This is a genomic window from Brevundimonas staleyi (assembly GCF_041893865.1).
In the GTDB taxonomy this organism is placed as follows: Bacteria; Pseudomonadota; Alphaproteobacteria; order Caulobacterales; family Caulobacteraceae; genus Brevundimonas; species Brevundimonas staleyi.
The window spans coordinates 435,079-454,466 of record NZ_CP169082.1 but is presented as its reverse complement, the minus strand read 5'-3'; the positions used below and the strand labels follow the sequence as shown (position 1 = coordinate 454,466).

Sequence of the window (19,388 nt, the reverse complement as noted above, 5' to 3'; positions counted from 1 at the left end):
CTTCTTAGGCCTTGGCGCCCTTGCGCCCGGTCGGATGGACAGGATCGGCCAGAGCGCGCGCCTCGTCCAGCGGCCATCGCGGGCGGGCGGGCGCGTCGATATCCGAAATGAGCCCGAGCTGAAGCCGTTCCGCCCCCGCCAGGGCGATCATCGCCGCATTGTCGGTGCAATAGGCCATGGGCGGAGCGAGGAACGAAAAGCCGCGCTTCGCCGCCGTCGCCTCCAGCACCCGCCGCACCGTCTTGTTGGCCGCTACGCCGCCAGCCACCACAAAGAGCCTGTGTTCGTGGCGTTCGAGATAGTCCGCCATCGCCCGGTCGGACCGTTCCGACAGCTGGCGCGCGATGGCGTTCTGGACCGCGTCGGCCAGATCCGCCTTGTCCTGATCCGTCTCGCAGGTCTGGGCCAGCCGCGACGCCGCCGTCTTCAGCCCCGAGAAGGAAAAGTCGCAGTCCTTCCGCCCCAGGAGCGCCCTCGGCAGGTCGAAGCGCGACCCGTCGCCGGTCTCGGCCATCTTCTCCAGCGCCGGCCCGCCGGGGTAGCCGAGGCCCATGGCCTTGGCGATCTTGTCGAAGGCCTCTCCGGCCGCGTCGTCGATGGTCGTGCCCAGCCGGCTCATGTCGCCGATGCCGCGCACCTCCAGAAGCTGACAGTGACCGCCCGAGACCAGCAGCAGCAGGAAGGGATACTCCACCTTCGCTCCCAGCCTTGCAGAGACCGCATGGCCCTCCAGATGGTTGACCGCCACCAGAGGCAGGTCGCGCGCCAGGGCCACGGCCTTGCCGAAGCCCAGACCCACCATGACCCCGCCGACCAGACCCGGCCCGGCCGTCGCCGCCACCCCGTCCAGCGCCTCATAGCCTATGCCCGCCGCGGCCATGGCCCGGCGGGTGACCCCGTCGATCATCTCCACATGGCTGCGCGCCGCGATCTCGGGCACCACCCCGCCGAAAGCCGCATGGTCGTCGATCTGGGAATGGACCACCGAGGAGAGCACCGTCGCCACGCCGTCCGGCGTCAGCCGCACGACCGAGGCCGCCGTCTCGTCGCAGCTGGTCTCCAGGCCCAGAACGGTCAGTTCGGTTGCCGCCTTGCCGTCGCTGCTATAGTCCGCGCTCCTACTCATCGGGTCGAGGTAGCGACCCCGCCGGACCCGCGCAACCATGGCCCCCCTCATCCGCATCGGCACCCGTCGTTCCGCCCTGGCCCTGGCCCAGTCCGGCATGATGCAGCGCGCCATCGCCGCCGCCATGGATCTGACTCTCGAACAGGTCGTGCTGGTCGAGATCGTCACCACCGGAGACCGCATCCAGGACCGCCGCCTGATGGAGGTCGGGGGCAAGGCCCTGTTCACCAAGGAGATCGAGGAGGCCCTGCTGGACGGCCGCATCGACATCGCCGTCCATTCGATGAAGGACGTGCCCGCCGAACAGCCCCCCGGCCTGACCCTGGCCGCCATCCCCGAGCGCGAAGACGCCCGCGACGCCTTCATCAGCCGCGACTGGGACAGCTTCGACGCCCTGCCCCACGGCGCCCGCCTCGGCACCGCCTCCCTGCGCCGGCAGGCCCAGGCCCTGGCGCTGCGTCCCGATCTCCAGATCGAGATGCTGCGCGGGAACATCGACACCCGCCTGCGCCGCGCCGCCGACGGCGAGTTCGACGCCATCCTGCTCGCCTCCGCCGGCCTGAACCGGCTGGGCCGCACCGAGGCCGTCCGCGAGTACCTGTCTCTCGACGCCTTCCTGCCCGCCCCCGGCCAGGGCGCCCTCGCTCTGCAAACCCGCGAAGGCGACACGGACCACGCCTGGGTCGCCGCCCTGAACCACGCCGACACGGCGCTCGCCATCGCCGCCGAGCGGGGCGCCATGGTCGCGCTCGAAGGCTCGTGCCGCACCGCCGTCGGCGCCCACGCCATTCTCGATAACGACCACCTGACCCTGACCACCGAGATGCTGGCCCCCGACGGCACGGCCCGCTGGCGTCGCGCGGGCACGCTCGGCGTGGTCGAGGGCGAGGCCGCCGCCCGCACCCTGGGCGAACAGCTGGGCCATCAGGTCCACCTCGCGGCGGGCGACCAGACCCTCCCGGGCTGACATGACCACAGTCCAGACCGTCTGGATCACCCGCGCCAAGCCCGGCGCCCACCACTCGGCCGACCGCCTGTCGGGCCTCGGCTTCACACCCGTCGTCGCACCGCTCCTCGAAGTCCGCCCGCTCGACGTTCGCCCCGACCTGACCGGGATCCAGGCCCTCGCCTTCACCAGCCGCAACGGCGTGAGGGCCTTCGCCGATCGCTCAGCCGACCGCGCCCTCCCCGTCTTCGCCGTCGGCGACGCCACCGCCGCCGCCGCGCGCGAGGCCGGCTTCACCGACGTCCGCTCCGCCGACGGCGACCTTCCCGCCCTCGCCGCCCTGATCCGCGCCGAGGGGGTGGGCCGCGCCATCCTCCACCCCGCCGCCGCCGAACCCGCCGGAGATCTCGCCGCCCTCGTCGGCGACGCGGCCCGGATCACCACCGTCGCCGTCTACGAGGCTGTCGAGACCGACACGTCCGCGCCCGACGCCTGGGACGCCGTCCTGATCTATTCCCCCCGCGCCGCCCGCGCCCTGGCCGCCCGTCTCGCGCCCGGCGCCGTCGGGGACCGCATCGCCATCGCCATCTCCCTGGCCGCCGCTGAGCCTCTGACGGCCCTCGGATTCGCGGAAATCCGCATCGCCGAGGCCCCGACCGAAGACAGGCTTCTCGCAGCGCTTGGCAAGCCGCGGGTCAACGTATAAAGAGCCGCTTCCGTCGTCGTGGCCACCCGGCCGCCTCCCGACAGGGCCGCTTTAGCTCAGCTGGTAGAGCACATCATTCGTAATGATGGGGTCAGGTGTTCGAGTCACCTAAGCGGCACCATTCTTTCCCCAAGACCGACATGGCCCTGTATGGGTCTCCGCATTCAGCGGGGAGCGCCATCATGCGGTTTCATCTCATCCTCACAGCGGCCCTGGCCGTGGCCGGTGCGGCGAGCGCGCAGGAGCATGGCGGTCACGCCCAGACCTGGACCTATGGCGGAACGACCGGGCCGGAGCGGTGGTCGGAGCTGGATCCCGCCAACGCCGCCTGCGCCGTGGGCCAGCAGGAGAGCCCCATCGACCTGACCGGAGCCATCGCCGCCGATCTGGGGCCGCTGCGGATCGACTGGTCGGCCATGCCCGCCGCCGCCCGCGACACCGGCCACGCCATACAGATGGACGCCCCCGCCGCGTCCGAAGGCGGCGGCTCGACCATGACGGTCGGCGGAAAGACCTATCGGATGCTGCAGTTCCACGTCCATCAGCCTGCCGAACACCTGCTGAACGGTCGCCGCTTCCCGCTGGAGATCCATTTCGTCCACGCCGGGCCGGACGGAATCCTGGGGGTGCTGGGCGTCTTCGCGGAAACGGGCGAGGCCTCGGCGCCGCTTCAGGCCGTGCTCGACAGCCTGGGCGCCGAGACCCATCCGTCGCTGGACCCGAACGGCTTCCTGCCCGCCGGACGCGACTTCTTCCGTTACGAGGGCTCCCTGACCACCCCGCCGTGCAGCGAGACGGTCGACTGGGTCGTGCTGAACGATCCGATCACGGCATCCCAGGCCCAGATCGACGCCTTCGAGCGCATCCACCCCGGCAACACCCGCCCGATCCAGCCCCTGCACCGCCGTTTCCTGCTGCGCTCGGGGCACTGAAGACGAGGGCCGTTCGCGCCCTCTCTTGAACATATAAGCATATCTTTATATGTCTCCGGCCAACCTCGCCGTCACACGGCTGCTCGGAGCGATCTCACTTGTCCCGTTCTTCCTTCCTCTTCACCTCGGAAAGCGTTTCCGAGGGCCACCCCGACAAGGTCGCGGACCGTATCTCTGACACGGTCGTGGACCTGTTCCTGTCCAAGGACCCGTTCGCGCGCGTGGCGTGCGAAACCCTGACGACGACGAACCTGGTGGTGCTGGCCGGCGAGATCCGGGGCAACGGCATCATGGGCACGGACGGTGAGTGGGCGCCCGGCATCGAGGCCGAGATCGAGGCCGCCGTGCGCGCCGCGGTCAAGGACATCGGCTACGAACAGGACCAGTTCCACTGGAACACCTTCGAGTTCATCAACCGCCTGCATGGCCAGTCGGCCGACATCGCGGTCGGCGTCGACGCCGCCGGCAACAAGGATGAGGGCGCGGGCGACCAGGGCATCATGTTCGGCTACGCCTCGAACGAGACGCCGGAACTGATGCCGGCCACCCTGGCCTACAGCCACAACATCCTGAAGCGCCTGGCCGAGGTCCGCCACGCCGGCGGCACCATCCTGGAGCCCGACGCCAAGTCGCAGGTCACCATCCAGTACGAGGACGGCAAGCCGGTTCGCGCGACCTCGATCGTCCTGTCGACCCAGCACGCCGTCGGCAAGGCCGCCGAGGTCGCCGACTTCGTGAAGCCCTACATCCTGGAAGTCCTGCCGGAAGGCTTCACCGACGAGAACACCGTCTGGCACATCAACCCGACCGGCATCTTCGAGATCGGCGGGCCGGACGGCGACACCGGCCTGACGGGCCGTAAGATCATCGTCGACACCTACGGCGGCGCGGCCCCGCACGGCGGCGGCGCCTTCTCCGGCAAGGACCCGACCAAGGTCGACCGCTCGGCCGCCTACGCTTGCCGCTACCTGGCCAAGAACGTCGTGGCCGCCGGTCTGGCCGACCGCTGCACCATCCAGATCTCCTACGCCATCGGCGTGGCCAAGCCCCAGTCGATCCACGTCGACCTGCACGGCACGGGCAAGATTTCGGAAGCCGTTCTGGAAGAGAACATCCTGGGCTTCATCGGCGGCGCCACCCCGCGCGCCATCCGCGAGCACCTGGGCCTGAACAAGCCGGTCTACGCCCGCACCGCCGCCTATGGCCACTTCGGCCAGACGCCGGACGCCGACGGCGGCTTCAGCTGGGAAAAGACCGACTTGGTCGACCAGCTCAAGGCCCTGGCCTAAGCTTCATAGCCGACAAGACGAAACGGGCGGGACCTCGCGGTTCCGCCCGTTTTCGCATCTGATGATCGTTCCTGACAGTCGCGGTCCCCCGCGTTGACGCCTGACGGGGCCGGGTCTCAATACGCCCAGGCTCCGGCGATCTCCGTCGGACCTTGGGGGACTAGAGACATGAAAGCCTTTGTGACGGGGGCCATCGCCGCCCTGACCCTTCTGGCCGGCGCCTCGGCCGCGTCCGCCGCCGAACCGGTGCGTCAGGCCGACGGCGACTACTACACCTTCGATCTGGTCAACCAGAGCGACTACACCATCCTGACCTTCCAGACCGGCGAGCCGGGCGGGACCTGGAGCCGCGACTGGATGCCGACCCGCGTCCTGGAGGCTCACGACGACGTCGCCATGCGCTTCTACGATTCCGACGACGCCTGCGACTACTATGTGAAGATCGTCTTCACCGACGGCGACGAGTGGACCGAGCGTCTGGACTTCTGCGACCTGGAATACGTCGTGGTGACCAACGACGGCATCTACGGCACCAACGGCGACTGATCTCGCCTTTCAAGGGTCGTCATGACGGGCTATCGAGCGCGCCATGACGACCCCGCCTTCTTCCCACGGCCCCGATACGCCGCTGCGCACCTTCGGCCGCATCAAGTCGCGCCCGATCAAGCCGCGCCAGGCCGCCCTGTTCGACACCCTGATGCCCCAGGTTCAGGTCCCCGATCCGTCGGCGGGCCCGATCGACCTCGCCGCCCTGATGCCCGGCGCGAAGGCGGCCTGGTTGGAGATCGGTTTCGGCGGGGGCGAGCATCTGGCCGCCCAGGCCGCGCGTCACCCCGACGCCCTGATGATCGGCTGCGAGCCCTTCCTGAACGGCGTGGCCTCGGCGCTGCGTCACATCGAGGAGGGGGGCTTGAAGAACGTTCGCCTCCACGCCGACGATGCGCGTGCGGTGGTGGACGCCCTGCCGGACGGGTCGCTGGACCGGATCATGATCCTGTTCCCCGATCCCTGGCACAAGGCGCGTCACAACAAGCGCCGCCTGATCCAGCCGGAGTTCGCCGCCAAACTGGCGTCCAAGCTGAAGCCCGGCGGACGTCTGCGCTTCGTCACCGACTGGAAGGACTACGCCGGCTGGGCGCTGGAGCGGTTCCTGGCCACGCCGGGCCTCCGCTGGCTGGCGGACGAGGCCTCGGACTGGAAGGTCGCGCCGCAGGACCACGTCGTCACCCGCTACGAGGAAAAGAAGCTGGGCGACACCGACCCCCTGTTCCTCGAGTTCGAGAAGGTCTAACACCTCGCTCCGTCATCCTCGGGCTCGTCCCGAGGATCCATGGGTCACCAGGTCCGGCTCGCAGGAATCCTCGTTGCGGCGGATGAATGGACCCTCGGGACAGGCCCGAGGGTGACGGTGTGCGCTCAAACAGCGCGGCTCCGTGGGCCACCTTCTCCCCCGAGGGGAGAAGGGCCACCTCAGGCCTGCCTGAACCCCAACACGTCCTGCATGTCGTAGAGGCCGGGGCGTCGCGTCCGCACCCAGGCCGCCGCCGCCACCGCCCCCTTGGCGAACAGGCTGCGGTCGATGGCCGAGTGGCTGAGGGTCAGGACCTCGTCGTCCGAGGCGAACAGGACGGTGTGCTCGCCGACGATCCCGCCCGCGCGGATGGAGGAGAAGCCGATCGTCCCCGTCTTCCGCTCGTCGGAAATCCCGTCGTAGGGGGCGCTGCGAAGCTCTTCCAGATCATGCCCCCGCCCGGCGGCGGCGGCCTCGCCCAGCATCAGGGCGGTGCCCGAGGGCGCGTCGATCTTCTTCCTGTGATGGGCCTCGGTGATCTCGATGTCCCAGTCGCGGGCGTCCAGACGCAGCGCCGCATGTTCGACCAGGCCGATCAGGATGTTGACGCCCAGAGAGAAGTTTCCGCTGCGCACAATGGCGACCTTTTCGGCCGCCGCCTGCAAGGCGGCTTCCTGCTCCGGCGAGAAGCCCGTCGAACCGATCACCAGGGCCGGTCCGCCACGCTCGGCGCAGGTCTCCGCCAATGCCACGGAGGCCTCGGCCGTCGAGAAGTCGATGACCACGTCGCACAGGCTCAGGTCCGGCGTCTCGCCCCAGTCGAACCGCACCGAGACCATGACGTCCTCACGCGCGTCCAGCGCCTGGGAGACGGCCCGGCCCATCCGGCCGCGTGCGCCGGAAATCCCGACGTGGAACAGTTCGCTCAAGTCTCAAGGCCCCCTTGGCCTTTCGGTTCGGTGAACCGTCTTACTGCGTCGTTTCGCGCGTGTCTTCCGAACCCAGAATATCGGCCCAGAACCGCTTGGCCTTGCCGGCGAAGCTGGAGTTCCTCGGGTTCTGGCTTTCGCCGAAGGAGGCGGCCAGTTCCTGCATCAGCTCCTTCTGGCGGGGCGTCAGGTCGGTCGGGGTCTCCACGAACAGTTCGACCACCAGATCGCCGCGCTGACGGCCGTTCAGATGGGGCATGCCCTTGCCGCGAATACGGATGGTCTTGCCGGTCTGGGCGCCCGCAGGCACCGACACCGGGGCCTTGCAGTTGCCGTCGCAGGCTTCCGACACCAGGCAGGGCGCCTCGATGTCGCCGCCGAGCGCCGCGACCGTCATCGGCACCGGCACGGTGCAGAGCAGGTCCAGATTGTCCCGTTCGAACAGGTCGTGCGGGGCCACGGACATGAAGACATAGAGGTCGCCGCGCGGTCCGCCGCGCTGGCCGGCGTCGCCCTCGCCCGACAGGCGGATGCGCGAGCCGTCGTCCACGCCCGCCGGCACCTTGAGGCTCAGCTTGCGGTTCTTCCGCACCTGACCGTGGCCATGGCAGGTGGTGCAGGTATCAGCCTGGGACAGGCGCTGGCCCTGACCGCCGCAGGACGGGCAGGTCCGTTCGACCTGGAAGAAGCCGTTGGCCTGACGCACGCGGCCCGCGCCCTGGCAGGTCGAGCAGGTGGTCGGCTTGGCCCCGTTCTTCGCGCCCGAGCCCTCGCAGGTGTCGCAGGTCGCGGTGGTGGGGACCGAAATCTCGACCTCGGCGCCCTGATAGGCCTGCTCCAGGGTGATCTCGAGGTCGTAGCGCAGGTCCGAACCGCGACGCGGGCCGTTCGACTGGCGACGCCCGCCGCCGCCGAAGACGTCGCCGAACGCGTCACCGAAGACCTGGGAGAAGATGTCGTTGACGTCGTGGAAGCCCTGCTGGCCCCCGCCGAAGCCGCCCCCGCCGCCGTTGACGCCCGCGTGGCCGAACCGGTCGTAGGCGGCCCGCTTCTGATCGTCCGACAAGACCGTATAGGCCTCGGAGATCTCCTTGAACTTGGCCATCGACTCTTCCGAGCCGCCGTTGCGGTCGGGGTGATGCTCCATCGCCAGCTTGCGATAGGCGGACTTCAGGCCGGCGGCGTCGATGGTCCGCTCGACCGACAGCACCTCGTAATAGTCACGCGCCATTTACAGACGTCCCTAAGCCAGCCCCGAACATTCCGATCACGTCTCTTTTCGAAGCGCGCAAGCGGAACGGCGGCCCAAGGAGGACATGGGCGCCGGATGGCCTGATGCAAGTTTCATGAAAGCCACGGTCCTCCCCCGGCTCGCGGGGGAGGACCATGACGATTAGGCGCTCTTCTTCTGGTCGTCGTCGCCCGAGACTTCCTCGAACTCCGCATCGACCACGCCGTCGTCGGCGGGCGCGTCTTCACCGGCCTGGCCGGCGCTCTGGGCGTACATCGCCTCGCCCAGCTTCATCGAAGCCTGGACCAGGGTGTTGGTCTTGGTCCGGATGTCTTCCGGATCCGTGCCCTCGCGGGCGGTCTTCAGCTCGGCCAGGCCGGTCTCGATGGCGGTCTTGTCGTCGCCCGAGACCTTGTCGCCGTGGTCGGCCAGGGCCTTCTCGGTCGAGTGGATCAGGCTGTCGGCCGCGTTCTGGGCCTCGACCAGTTCCTTCCTGGCTTTGTCGGCGGAGGCGTTGGCCTCGGCTTCCTTGACCATCTTCTCGATGTCGGCGTCCGACAGACCGCCGTTGGCCTGGATGCGGATCGACTGTTCCTTGTTGGTCGCCTTGTCCTTGGCCGAGACGTTGACGATGCCGTTGGCGTCGATGTCGAAGGCGACCTCGATCTGCGGCATGCCGCGCGGCGACGGCGGAATGCCCATCAGGTCGAACTGACCCAGCATCTTGTTGTCCTGGGCCATCGGCCGCTCGCCCTGGAAGACGCGGATGGTCACGGCCGACTGGTTGTCGTCGGCGGTCGAGAAGACCTGCGACTTCTTGGTCGGGATCGTGGTGTTGCGTTCGATCAGCGGGGTGAAGACGCCGCCCAAGGTCTCGATGCCCAGGGTCAGCGGGGTCACGTCCAGCAGCAGCACGTCCTTGACGTCGCCTTGCAGAACGCCGGCCTGAACGGCGGCGCCCAGGGCCACGACTTCATCGGGGTTCACGCCCTTGTGCGGCTCCTTGCCGAAGAAGGCCTTCACGGCCTCCTGCACCTTGGGCATGCGGGTCATGCCGCCGACCAGAACGACCTCGTCGATGTCCGAAGCCTTCAGACCGGCGTCCTTCAGGGCCTTCACGCAGGGCTCGATCGTGCGCTGGATCAGGTCGTCGACCAGGGCTTCCAGCTTGGCGCGCGACAGCTTGATGTTCAGGTGCAGCGGGCCCGAGGCGTTCATGGTGATGAACGGCAGGTTGACCTCGTACTGGGCCGTCGAGGACAGCTCCTTCTTGGCCTTCTCGGCCTCCTCACGCAGGCGCTGCAGGGCCAGCTTGTCCTGGCGCAGGTCGACGCCCTGTTCCTTCTTGAACTCGTCGGCGAGGTAGTCGGCCAGACGGACGTCGAAGTCCTCACCGCCCAGGAAGGTGTCGCCGTTGGTCGACTTCACCTCGAACACGCCGTCGCCGATCTCCAGGATCGAGACGTCGAAGGTGCCGCCGCCCAGGTCGTAGACGGCGATCTTCTGGCCGTCGTTCTTGTCCAGGCCATAGGCGAGCGCGGCCGCGGTCGGCTCGTTGATGATGCGCAGCACTTCCAGACCGGCGATCTTGCCGGCGTCCTTGGTCGCCTGACGCTGACTGTCGTTGAAGTAGGCCGGAACCGTGATGACGGCCTGGGTGACGGTCTCGCCCAGATAGGCCTCGGCGGCCTCCTTCATCTTGGTCAGGGTGAAGGCCGAGATCTGCTGCGGCGAGTAGTCCTTGCCGTTGGCGCGCACCCAGGCGTCGCCGTTCGGGCCCTTGACGATCTCATAGGGGACCATCCCCTTGTCCTTCGCCACGACGGGGTCGTCGAAATTGCGGCCGATCAGGCGCTTGATGGCGAAGAAGGTGTTGGCGGGGTTGGTCACCGCCTGGCGGCGGGCCGGCTGACCGACCAGGGTCTCTCCGCCGTCCTGGATCGCGACCACCGACGGGGTGGTGCGGTTGCCTTCGGCGTTCTCGATCACCTTGGGGTTCTTGCCGTCCATGACGGCGACGCACGAGTTGGTGGTGCCGAGGTCGATACCGATAATCTTGGCCATGAGCCTGTCTTTTCTCCGTCTGGCGGGCGATGCGGCGGCCTTATCAGAAAGCGCCGCGCGTGACCGCCCCCGTTTTGTTTGCGCCGCCTCCCGGGACCGGGAGCACGGCAGGTTGGGAACAATTACCGTGAAACCCCACGGTTCGCGGGGTCTCTCGGGTTGTGCGGGATATGGGAAAGTCGCCATCCCCCGCAAGGGCCTGATGCGTCTCGTGCGGCGAATCCGCCGGAGTCAGGCCTCATCAGGTGCATTGAATCGGCGCTTGAGGCAGTCTGTGGCCCGATTGCGGGTCACGGGCCCGCCTGTACCAGGACCCCGATGATGCCCTCCCCGGCTCGCACCCTGCGCCTCGCCCTGATCGCCGTCGGCGCCTCGGCGCTCCTGATGGGCGTCTCCCCGGTCCAGTCGAACGACGCCTTCAACCGCAATGTCCGGGTCCACAACCAGACCGGCTGGCCGATGACCCACCTTCAGGTCTCCTCGGGCGGCAACTGGGGTGGCGATCTTCTGGGCACGGGAACCCTGTCGCCGGGCGCCTCGATGGTGGTGCGGATGGACGACGGGTCCGGCGCCTGTCGCTATGCCCTGCGCGCCCAGTTCGACAACGGCCAGACCCTGCAACGCGACGGCGTCAACGCCTGCCAGGTCGCGGACTATTATTTCACCAGATAGCGGGGCTATCGCTCGCGACGCGGTCGCTCACTACTTGAGCCCGATGCAGCCCTTCCCCGACCTCCCCGGATTTCACTACTGGCCCGGTCGGCTGGACGAGGCCGCCCAGGCCGGCCTCCTCGCCGAAATCCAGACGGCCCTCGAAGCCGCCCCCCTCTACCGCCCCGTCACGCCGGGCGGACAGCCCTTCTCCGTCCGCATGAGCAACCTCGGCCCGCTCGGCTGGGTCTCCGACCGCGCGGGCTACCGCTACCAGCCGACCCATCCCGAAACCGCCCGCCCCTGGCCGCCCATCCCGAGCGTCCTCCTCGACCTGTGGCGCGACCTCGCCGACTGGCCCACACCGCCCGACGCCTGTCTGGTCAATCTCTATCGCGAGGACGCCCGCATGGGCCTGCATCAGGATCGGGACGAGACCGATCTCGGCGCCCCGGTCCTGTCGGTCTCGCTGGGCGACACCGCCGTCTTCCGCATCGGTCCGGCGGGCAAGGGGCCGACGCGGTCGCTGAAGCTCAACTCCGGCGACGTCTGCGCCCTGACCGGCCCGTCGCGGCTGGCGCGGCACGGGATCGACCGGCTGCTGGCCGGGTCGTCCCGCCTGATCCCCGGCGGCGGGCGGATCAACCTGACGCTCAGGCGTGCGACCTGAGGCCTCACGGGGCGGTGACTCGACGGAACCGCCCGGCCTCGTCACAGTCCGCCCCGAAATCGAGAAGGAAACGCCCATGACCGTCCTGATCCGCCCCGAAGGCCAGACCGCCGAGGATTTCCGTTTCTCCCGCCGCGCGCTGGGCGGCCTGACCGCCGGGGCCGTCTTCACCGGCTACGCCGTCGCCGCCCTGGCCCAGGAGGCCCAGCCGATCACGACGGACAGCGCGGGCCTGACCACCGAGATGGTCTCCTACCCCTCCGCCGACGGCTTCGACCTGCCCGCCTATGTGGCCCGGCCCGAGGGCGAGGGCCCCTTCCCCGTCGTGATCGTGGTGTCGGAGATCTTCGGCCTGCACGCCTATATCCAGGACGTCTGCCGCCGCCTGGCCAAGGCAGGCTACGCCGCCATCGCCCCGGCCTTCTTCGTCCGCGTCGAGGATCCGGCGCCCCTGTCGGACATGCAGCGCATCCAGGCCATCGTCGCCGCCGCCGGCTACGAACAGGTCATGGGCGACATCTCGGCGACGCTGGAATGGGCGTCCGGCCAGCTCTGGGCCAATACGGACAAGGTCGGGATCACCGGCTTCTGCTGGGGCGGCAAGGTGGTCTGGCAGGCCGCGGCCCGCTTCGCCGCCATCGACGCCGGGGTCGCCTGGTACGGCCGTCTGGCTCCCTCGTCGACCGCCACGCCCGAGCAGATCGAGGCGGGCCGCCCCTATCCGGTCGATCTCGCGGGCGACCTCAAGGGCGTCGTCATCGGCAACTACGGCGGCCAGGACCAGGGCATCCCCAACGACACCGTCGCCGCCATGCAGGAGGCGCTCGCCGCCGCCGGCCAGACCGAGAGCGGCATCAAGCTGTACGACGACGCCCCGCACGGCTTCCACGCCGACTATCGGGCATCCTACCGCGCGACCGAGGCCGCCGACGGCTGGGCGCGCCTGCTGGCGCTGTTCGAGGCGAAGCTTCGATAAATTCCGCTCATCCCCGCGAAAGCGGGGACCCAGTGATTTGGGCGCGCCAATGCTGAATGGCGCGCACCTCACCCTCATCCCGCGCACCGTGCCTCACGAAAGAACTGGGTCCCCGCTTTCGCGGGGATGAGCGGGTTTGGCTCAAGCCTTCCCGTCGAACGTCCCGCCCGAGGCCCCGCCGGCCGCGCCATAGGGGTTCGCGCCCTGCGGGCCGGAGCCCTTGGCGGCGACCACGACCATGGCCGGACGCACGGTGCGACCGAACAGTTCGTAGCCGGCCTGCATGGTCTGCAGCACGGTCCCGCCCGGCACCTCGGCCGAGGGCTGTTCCATCATGGCCTGATGCAGGTGCGGGTCGAAGACGTCGCCGGGTCCCGGCGCCACCCGCTTCAGCCCATTGGTCTCGAACGCCTGCAACAGCGACTTCTGCGTCAGCTCCAGACCCGTCACCAGACCGGCCTCGCCCGCGTCGGCGTTCTTGGGCGCCGCCATCAGGGCGCGCTCCAGATTGTCGGCCACGCCCAGCAGGTCCTTGGCGAAGCGCTGGATGGCGAAGGCGCGCGCGTCGTTCATCTGGCCTTCGGTGCGGCGCTTGACGTTGTCGGCCTCGGCCGCGGCCCGCATGGCGCGGTCCTTCCACTCGTCGCGCTCGGCGATGATCTGGTCCAGCGGCAAGAGGCTTTCCGGATCGGAATCCAGACCGTGCTCGGCGTTCAGTTCCGCCTCGTCCAGGGCGTCGTAGTTCGGGTCTTGCGTATCGGTCACGTGTCTTGTCCGTCCAGGATGCGCCCCAGCACCCGGGCGGTATAGTCCACCAACGGAATGATGCGGGCGTAGTTCAGTCTCGTCGGGCCTATCACGCCGATGGCGCCCAGAACCCTTTGTCGGCCCGTCATATAGGGCGCCGCGACGACGGCGGAACCCGAAAGCGAAAACAGGCGCGTTTCGGCGCCGATAAAGATGCGCACCCCTTGCGCCGCATTGACCCCGTCCAGCAGACCGATCAGCTGTTCCTTCTGCTCCAGATCGTCGAACAGGACCCGGACCCGCTCCAGATCCTCGGCCGCGCCGGCATCGTTCAACAGGTTGGCCCGGCCCCGCACGATCAGCGACCGCTCCCGGTCCGCCCCGCCCGACCAGGCCGCCAGACCGTCCTCGACCAGCCTTGCCGCCGCCGCATCCAGCTCGGTCCGCGCCGCCGCCAGCTCCGCCCCCATCTCCTGACGCGCCTCGGACAGCAACCGCCCCTTCATCCGCGCCGAAAGGAAGTTCGACGCCTCCTGCAGGATCGAAGGCGTCACCCCGGCGGCGAGAGGCATCAGCCGGTTCTCCACCGTCCCGTCGTCGGCGACCAGAACCGCCAGGGCCTGTCCGGACCCGAGCGCCACGAACTCCACATGTTTCACGCCCGCGTCGCGCACCGGGCTGGCCACGATGCCCGCGCCCCCCGCCAGACCCGACAGCAGGGCCGAGGCCTCGTTCAACGCGTCCTCGAACTTCTTGCCCCGACCGACCAGCCGCGCGTCGATTTCCCGCCGTTCCTCCTGACCGACGTCGCCGATCTCGAGCAGGCCGTCGACGAACAACCTGAGGCCCGCGTGTGTCGGTATCCGCCCCGCCGAGGTGTGGGGCGCGGCCAACAACCCCGCCAGCGTCAGATCCTGCATGGTGTTGCGGATGGAGGCCGGCGACAGATGCACCCCGCCCCGCGACACGGTCCGCGACCCCACCGGCTCCCCGGTCTCCAGATAGGTCTCGACCACGCTGCGGAAGATGTCGCGCGCCCGCTGGTCCAGCGTCGGCAGGGCGAGGGAGCCGTGCAGGATGCTCATGCCCCCTTCTCCCAATCCGTCCGCGTGAGCCTGTGGACCAGACAGTCGTCGTCCTCGAACATCCGCCGCCCCTCGGCCACGAACCCCAGCCGCCGATAGAAGCGGTGCGCGGCAACGTTCGAATTCAAGGGATCGATCACGATCCCCGTCACCTCGGGCGCCGCGAAACACTCGTCGATGATCCGGCTCATCATCACCGTCCCCACGCCCCGGTTCAGCCATTCCTTCGGCCCGATCCAGATGTCGATGGCCCTCAGGTTCGGCTCGATCTCGCCCCAGTAATGGCTGGGCTCCGTATGCGGATCGCAGATGGCCAGCACCCCCACCGGTCGCCCCTCGACCTCGGCGATCCGGTAGTCCAGTTCATAGGCCGAACTTCCCAGTTCGTCGGTCCAGTCGATCTCCCCGCCGAACGCGACTTCGGCCTCCGCATCGTCGCTGGAACAGGCGATCACATGCGGCTCCCGGTCCCAAGCGGCCAGCATCGGCGCGTCGGCCACCGTCGCCGGGCGCAGCCTTACGTCGATGGCTTGCTGGTTCTGAGGGGCATACAGGCTCACCCTTTCAGGATAAGCAGCCCGCCACGATCCGCCAACGCCTTAGGACATTCCCATGCGCCCCTCCGAACGCACCCCCGAACAGCTCCGCACCGTGACGCTGGAGACGGGCGTCAACCGCTATGCCGAGGGCTCGTGCCTCGTCTCGTTCGGCCACACCAAGGTGCTGGTCACCGCCTCGATCGAGGAAAAGGTGCCGGGCTGGATGCGCAACACCGGCCAGGGCTGGGTCACGGCCGAATACGGCATGCTGCCCCGCGCCACCCACACGCGCGGCCGCCGCGAGGCCGCCGCCGGCAAACAGTCGGGCCGCACCCAGGAGATCCAGCGCCTGATCGGCCGCTCGCTTCGCGCCGTCGTCGACCTGAAGGCCCTGGGCGAGCGTCAGGTCCTGATCGACTGCGACGTCATCCAGGCCGACGGCGGCACCCGCACCGCCTCCATCACCGGCGCCTGGGTCGCGATGGCCTCGGCCCTCGGCTACCTGCGCGCCGAGGGCGTGCTGTCGGCCGATCCGATCCTCGATCAGGTCGCCGCCATCTCCTGCGGCGTCTTCAACGACACGCCGGTCGCCGACCTCGACTACGAGGAGGATTCCAACGCCGAGGCCGACGGGAACTTCATCCTGACCGGCTCGGGGACCATCGTCGAGATCCAGGCCACCGGCGAGAAGCGCGGCTTCTCCCGCCCCGAGTTCGACCGCCTGTTCCAGCTGGCCGAGGCCGGCTGCAACCAGCTGTTCGCCCTGCAGAAGGCCGCCGTGGACGAGGCCCTGGCCCGTCGCGCCTGAGGCAAAGCCGGGTCTGTGTGAATTTATTCATACGGACCCCTTGCGCCGACGAGACCGGCCGCCCACTTCCGGGAGGCCGGTCTTTGACAATCCAGCCGCCGTTTCGTCCGAACCGCTGACGCCTTCAGCGGGACCGAAACGCCAACCCCTTGATTTTCAAGGGTCGCCGAAATGGTTTCGTCCGTTTCGTCATGTTTCGTCACGGTAGCGTTCGTCCGGACGAAACGGACTATCCAGCAGCCCAGAACACGGTCATCGTCGCGTTTTCCCGATCGCACCGGAGACGCCGCCATGGTCCGTGTTCCCGCCGCCCTCGCCCTCATCAGCCTGATGTCCTTCTCGCTGGCCGCCTGCGGCTCGCCCGAGACCGCCGCCCCCGCCGAGGATGCCGCCGCCGCGACCTCCGCCCCTGCCGCCGACGCGGGCCCGGTCATGCCCGAGGACGCCCCGCCCCAGGAAGAAGCCGGGCCGGACGAAGGCGAACACCTGGGCGCCGCCGACCAGACCTGCACCGACCAGGTCGGCGCGGCCGCCGCGAACCGTCTGGCCGAACGCTGCACCATGGTCAGCCCCGCCAGTCACCCGCCCTGCAACCCCGCCAACGCCTGCGCCCTCATCCAGGACGAGATCGACCGCTCCTGCGCCATGTACGGCCCCGGCGAGGCCAAGCCGGCCGAGTGCGCGGCTTAACGCTTCTCCCTCCCCCTCGGGGGAGGGTCGTCGCGAAGCGACGGGGTGGGGAGGACAAGGCGACGCGGACACAGGTCTGTGCGGCCTTGCCTTGCCGCCCCCACCCGGTCTCCACCTTCGGCTCCGACCACCCTCCCCCGAGGGGGAGGGAGACAAAAACAAAGGCCCCGCCGTTTCCAGCGGGGCCTCGTTCTTTTCAGCAGTGACGCCGGACCTTAGTCGCGACGCGGACGACGGCCGCGGCCACCGTCGCCGCCTTCGCGCTTCTTGCCGCCGCCGGTGTCTTCCGTCAGAGGCGGCTCGCCCCGTTCGGCGCGTTCGGCGTTGATCTTGTCGGTGATGTCCTCACCGGTTTCCTGATCGACGACCTTCATCGACAGCTTGGTCTTGCCGCGGTCGTCGAAGCCCAGGAACTTGACCTTGACCTCTTGACCCTCGGCCAGGACGTCCGCCGGGTTGGCGACGCGTTCCAGCGAGATCTGCGAGACGTGGACCAGACCGTCCTTGGCGCCGAAGAAGTTCACGAAGGCGCCGAAATCGACGACCTTCACGACCTTGCCGGAGTAGATCATGCCGGGTTCGGGCTCGGACACGATCGACGAGATCCAGTTCTTGGCGGCGTCGATCTTCTCTTGTTCCGAGGCGGCGATCTTCACCGTGCCGTCGTCCTCGATGTTGATCTTGGCGCCGGTCTTTTCGACGATCTCGCGGATGATCTTGCCGCCGGTGCCGATGATGTCGCGGATCTTGTCGACCGGGACCTTGATGGACTCGATCTTCGGCGCGAACTCGCCCAGCTCGGTGCGGGCGCCGTCGATGGCCTTGTCCATCTCGTCGAGGATGTGAAGGCGGCCGGCCGAAGCCTGGGCGATGGCCTTCTTCATGATCTCTTCGGTGATGCCGGCGACCTTGATGTCCATCTGCAGCGAGGTGATGCCGTCACGCGTGCCGGCGACCTTGAAGTCCATGTCGCCCAGGTGGTCTTCGTCACCCAAGATGTCCGACAGGATGGCGAACTCGCCCGACGGCTCCAGGATCAGGCCCATGGCGATGCCCGAGACGGGCTTCTTCAGGGGGACACCGGCGTCCATCAGGGCCAGCGACGAACCGCAGACCGTGGCCATCGAGGACGAGCCGTTCGACTCGGTGATCTCCGACACCAGGCGGATCGTGTAGGGGAAGTCTTCCGCCGACGGCAGCATCGGACGGATGGCCCGCCAGGCCAGCTTGCCGTGGCCGATTTCACGACGACCCGCACCGCCCATACGACCGGTCTCGCCGACCGAGTAGGGAGGGAAGTTGTAGTGCAGCAGGAACTTCTCTTTGTACGTCCCGGTCAGGGCGTCGATGTACTGCTCGTCCTCGCCGGTGCCGAGGGTGGCGACGACGATGGCCTGGGTCTCACCCCGGGTGAACAGGGCCGAACCGTGGGTGCGCGGGAAGACGCCGACTTCCGAGACGATCGAACGGACCTTGTCCAGGGCCCGGCCGTCGACGCGGTGACCATTGTCGATGATGTCGCGACGCAGGACGTGGGCTTCGCATTCCTTGAAGGCGGTCGAGAACTTGGCCGGCTCGACGCCGTCCGGGTTCTCGTCGGTCTTCACCAGGGCCTCGGCGGCCTTCTTCTTGGCGGCGCCGACCGCGGCGTGGCGGTCATGCTTGGCGACGTGGGTGTAGGCGGCCTTGATGTCCTCGCCGACCAGCGACTGGATCGAGGTCACGACGTCCGAGTGGTCCTCGGCGGTGAAGTCGAAGGGCTCCTTGGCGGCGTGTTCGGCCAGTTCGATGATGGCCTCGATGACCGGCTGCATGCCCTTGTGGGCGAACATCAGGGCTTCCAGGAAGGTGTCTTCCGACAGCTCTTTAGCCTCGGATTCCACCATCATCAGGGCGTCGGTCGTACCGGCGACGACCAGGTCCAGGGCCGAGTCGGGCATCTGGTCGATGGTCGGGTTCAGGACCAGCTCGCCGTCGATGTAGCCGACGCGCGCGCCGCCGATCGGACCCATGAAGGGCACGCCCGAGATGGTCAGGGCGGCCGAGGTGGCGACCATGGCGACGACGTCCGGATCGTTCTCCAGATCGTGCTGCAGGACGGTGACGACGACCTGGGTCTCGTTCTTGAAGCCCTTGACGAACAGCGGGCGGATCGGACGGTCGATCAGGCGGGAGACCAGGGTCTCCTTCTCGGTCGGACGGCCTTCACGCTTGAAGTAGCCGCCCGGGATCTTGCCGGCGGCGAAGGTCTTTTCCTGGTAGTTGACGGTCAGCGGGAAGAAATCCAGGCCCGGCTTGGGCGCGCGACCGTAGACGACGGTGGCGAGGACGACGGTCTCGCCGTAGGTGGCCAGAACGGCGCCGTCGGCCTGGCGGGCGATGCGGCCCGTTTCCAGCGTCAGCGGGCGGCCGGCCCAGTCGATCGTCTTGCGTTTGATATCGAACATGTTTCGTCTTTCGTCTCCCGGCGGGCGTATTCCCGGCGGAGTCCCATCAGTGGGTGCGGATGCGTCGGGTGTTCAGTCCTTCGATCCAAAAGCCCCTCGCCCCATGGCGAAAGGTTCCTCAGAAGAGGACCGCTCTGGCCCTCGCGTCATTCTAGTAAGAACCCGATTCACGGCGTCGGCCAGAGCCTCTGCCGATCGGGTTCATGCGCCATTGTCTTCCGGCGGCGCGCCGGTCGTTAGGTACGGAAAGAGGCGCGGACA

The 19,388-nt window shown here is 68.4% G+C and carries 19 protein-coding genes and 1 tRNA gene; 12 read left to right on the top strand and 8 right to left on the bottom strand.

The genetic code is table 11. The features are described 5' to 3' along the window. Window positions 1–4: 4 nt before the first annotated feature. Entirely contained in the window at window positions 5–1,126 is a 1,122-nt protein-coding gene (tsaD, locus tag ACETK8_RS02360; RefSeq protein ID WP_374037917.1) for a tRNA (adenosine(37)-N6)-threonylcarbamoyltransferase complex transferase subunit TsaD, read from the bottom strand. A 37-nt stretch (window positions 1,127–1,163) separates the two neighbouring features. Here tsaD and hemC point away from each other — a divergent pair, with 37 nt between their 5' ends. From hemC to trmB, 7 genes are all read left to right on the top strand, one after another. After that, window positions 1,164–2,093, top strand: a complete 930-nt coding sequence (hemC, locus tag ACETK8_RS02355; RefSeq protein WP_374037916.1) for a hydroxymethylbilane synthase — start codon at window positions 1,164–1,166, stop codon at window positions 2,091–2,093. A 1-nt stretch (window position 2,094) separates the two neighbouring features. Then, window positions 2,095–2,778: a uroporphyrinogen-III synthase gene (locus ACETK8_RS02350; protein ID WP_374037915.1), complete on the top strand. Its 684-nt coding sequence runs from the start codon at window positions 2,095–2,097 to the stop codon at window positions 2,776–2,778. A gap of 45 nt (window positions 2,779–2,823) precedes the next feature. After that, window positions 2,824–2,899: transfer RNA gene (locus ACETK8_RS02345), tRNA-Thr, on the top strand. 61 nt (window positions 2,900–2,960) lie between these two features. Further along, the gene (locus ACETK8_RS02340; protein WP_374037914.1) at window positions 2,961–3,710 is read left to right on the top strand and encodes a carbonic anhydrase; all 750 of its coding nucleotides are present in this window, start codon (window positions 2,961–2,963) and stop codon (window positions 3,708–3,710) included. Window positions 3,711–3,808: 98 nt separating this feature from the next. Beyond that, window positions 3,809–4,999, top strand: a complete 1,191-nt coding sequence (gene metK, locus ACETK8_RS02335) for a methionine adenosyltransferase (RefSeq protein WP_374037913.1) — start codon at window positions 3,809–3,811, stop codon at window positions 4,997–4,999. 168 nt (window positions 5,000–5,167) lie between these two features. Next, window positions 5,168–5,545 (top strand): hypothetical protein, encoded by a 378-nt coding sequence (locus ACETK8_RS02330; protein WP_374037912.1) that lies wholly within the window; start codon window positions 5,168–5,170, stop codon window positions 5,543–5,545. A 43-nt stretch (window positions 5,546–5,588) separates the two neighbouring features. Further along, complete coding sequence (gene trmB, locus ACETK8_RS02325) at window positions 5,589–6,290, top strand: tRNA (guanosine(46)-N7)-methyltransferase TrmB (RefSeq protein ID WP_374037911.1); 702 nt, start codon at window positions 5,589–5,591, stop codon at window positions 6,288–6,290. A 179-nt stretch (window positions 6,291–6,469) separates the two neighbouring features. Here trmB and dapB read toward each other — a convergent pair whose 3' ends face one another. From dapB to dnaK, 3 genes are all read right to left on the bottom strand, one after another. After that, window positions 6,470–7,219, bottom strand: a complete 750-nt coding sequence (dapB, locus tag ACETK8_RS02320; RefSeq protein WP_374037910.1) for a 4-hydroxy-tetrahydrodipicolinate reductase — start codon at window positions 7,217–7,219, stop codon at window positions 6,470–6,472. Window positions 7,220–7,259: 40 nt separating this feature from the next. Beyond that, window positions 7,260–8,450, bottom strand: coding sequence for a molecular chaperone DnaJ (gene dnaJ / locus ACETK8_RS02315; RefSeq protein WP_374037909.1), 1,191 nt, complete (start codon window positions 8,448–8,450; stop codon window positions 7,260–7,262). Between the two features lie 162 nt (window positions 8,451–8,612). Continuing rightward, window positions 8,613–10,514, bottom strand: a complete 1,902-nt coding sequence (gene dnaK / locus ACETK8_RS02310; RefSeq protein WP_374037908.1) for a molecular chaperone DnaK — start codon at window positions 10,512–10,514, stop codon at window positions 8,613–8,615. 321 nt (window positions 10,515–10,835) lie between these two features. Here dnaK and ACETK8_RS02305 point away from each other — a divergent pair, with 321 nt between their 5' ends. The 3 genes from ACETK8_RS02305 (at window position 10,836) to ACETK8_RS02295 (ending at window position 12,811) form a co-directional block, all read left to right on the top strand. Then, window positions 10,836–11,186 carry a hypothetical protein gene (locus tag ACETK8_RS02305; protein ID WP_374037907.1) on the top strand — a complete coding sequence of 117 codons (351 nt, stop codon included), beginning with the start codon at window positions 10,836–10,838 and terminating at the stop codon, window positions 11,184–11,186. A 43-nt stretch (window positions 11,187–11,229) separates the two neighbouring features. Continuing rightward, window positions 11,230–11,835 (top strand): alpha-ketoglutarate-dependent dioxygenase AlkB, encoded by a 606-nt coding sequence (locus tag ACETK8_RS02300; protein WP_374037906.1) that lies wholly within the window; start codon window positions 11,230–11,232, stop codon window positions 11,833–11,835. Window positions 11,836–11,911: 76 nt separating this feature from the next. Continuing rightward, window positions 11,912–12,811, top strand: coding sequence for a dienelactone hydrolase family protein (locus tag ACETK8_RS02295; RefSeq protein WP_374037905.1), 900 nt, complete (start codon window positions 11,912–11,914; stop codon window positions 12,809–12,811). Between the two features lie 141 nt (window positions 12,812–12,952). Here the strand turns inward: ACETK8_RS02295 and grpE are convergent, their stop codons facing one another. Genes grpE through ACETK8_RS02280 form a run of 3 tightly spaced genes read right to left on the bottom strand, consistent with a single transcriptional unit; the run spans window position 12,953 to window position 15,203 of the window. Then, complete coding sequence (gene grpE, locus ACETK8_RS02290; protein WP_374037904.1) at window positions 12,953–13,576, bottom strand: nucleotide exchange factor GrpE; 624 nt, start codon at window positions 13,574–13,576, stop codon at window positions 12,953–12,955. Beyond that, a complete protein-coding gene (gene hrcA, locus ACETK8_RS02285) occupies window positions 13,573–14,643 on the bottom strand; it encodes a heat-inducible transcriptional repressor HrcA (protein ID WP_374037903.1) in 1,071 nt (356 codons plus the stop codon). Before hrcA ends, grpE begins: the two co-directional genes overlap by 4 nt. Further along, on the bottom strand, window positions 14,640–15,203 hold the full coding sequence (locus tag ACETK8_RS02280; protein ID WP_374037902.1) for a GNAT family N-acetyltransferase: 564 nt from the start codon (window positions 15,201–15,203) through the stop codon (window positions 14,640–14,642). Before ACETK8_RS02280 ends, hrcA begins: the two co-directional genes overlap by 4 nt. 52 nt (window positions 15,204–15,255) lie before the next feature. Here ACETK8_RS02280 and rph point away from each other — a divergent pair, with 52 nt between their 5' ends. Together rph and ACETK8_RS02270 are read left to right on the top strand one after the other, a co-directional pair. Next, entirely contained in the window at window positions 15,256–15,990 is a 735-nt protein-coding gene (gene rph / locus ACETK8_RS02275) for a ribonuclease PH (RefSeq protein ID WP_374037901.1), read from the top strand. A gap of 291 nt (window positions 15,991–16,281) precedes the next feature. Then, window positions 16,282–16,680, top strand: coding sequence for a hypothetical protein (locus ACETK8_RS02270; protein ID WP_374037900.1), 399 nt, complete (start codon window positions 16,282–16,284; stop codon window positions 16,678–16,680). 215 nt (window positions 16,681–16,895) lie between these two features. Here ACETK8_RS02270 and pnp read toward each other — a convergent pair whose 3' ends face one another. After that, entirely contained in the window at window positions 16,896–19,127 is a 2,232-nt protein-coding gene (gene pnp / locus ACETK8_RS02265) for a polyribonucleotide nucleotidyltransferase (RefSeq protein WP_374037899.1), read from the bottom strand. Window positions 19,128–19,388 lie beyond the last annotated feature (261 nt).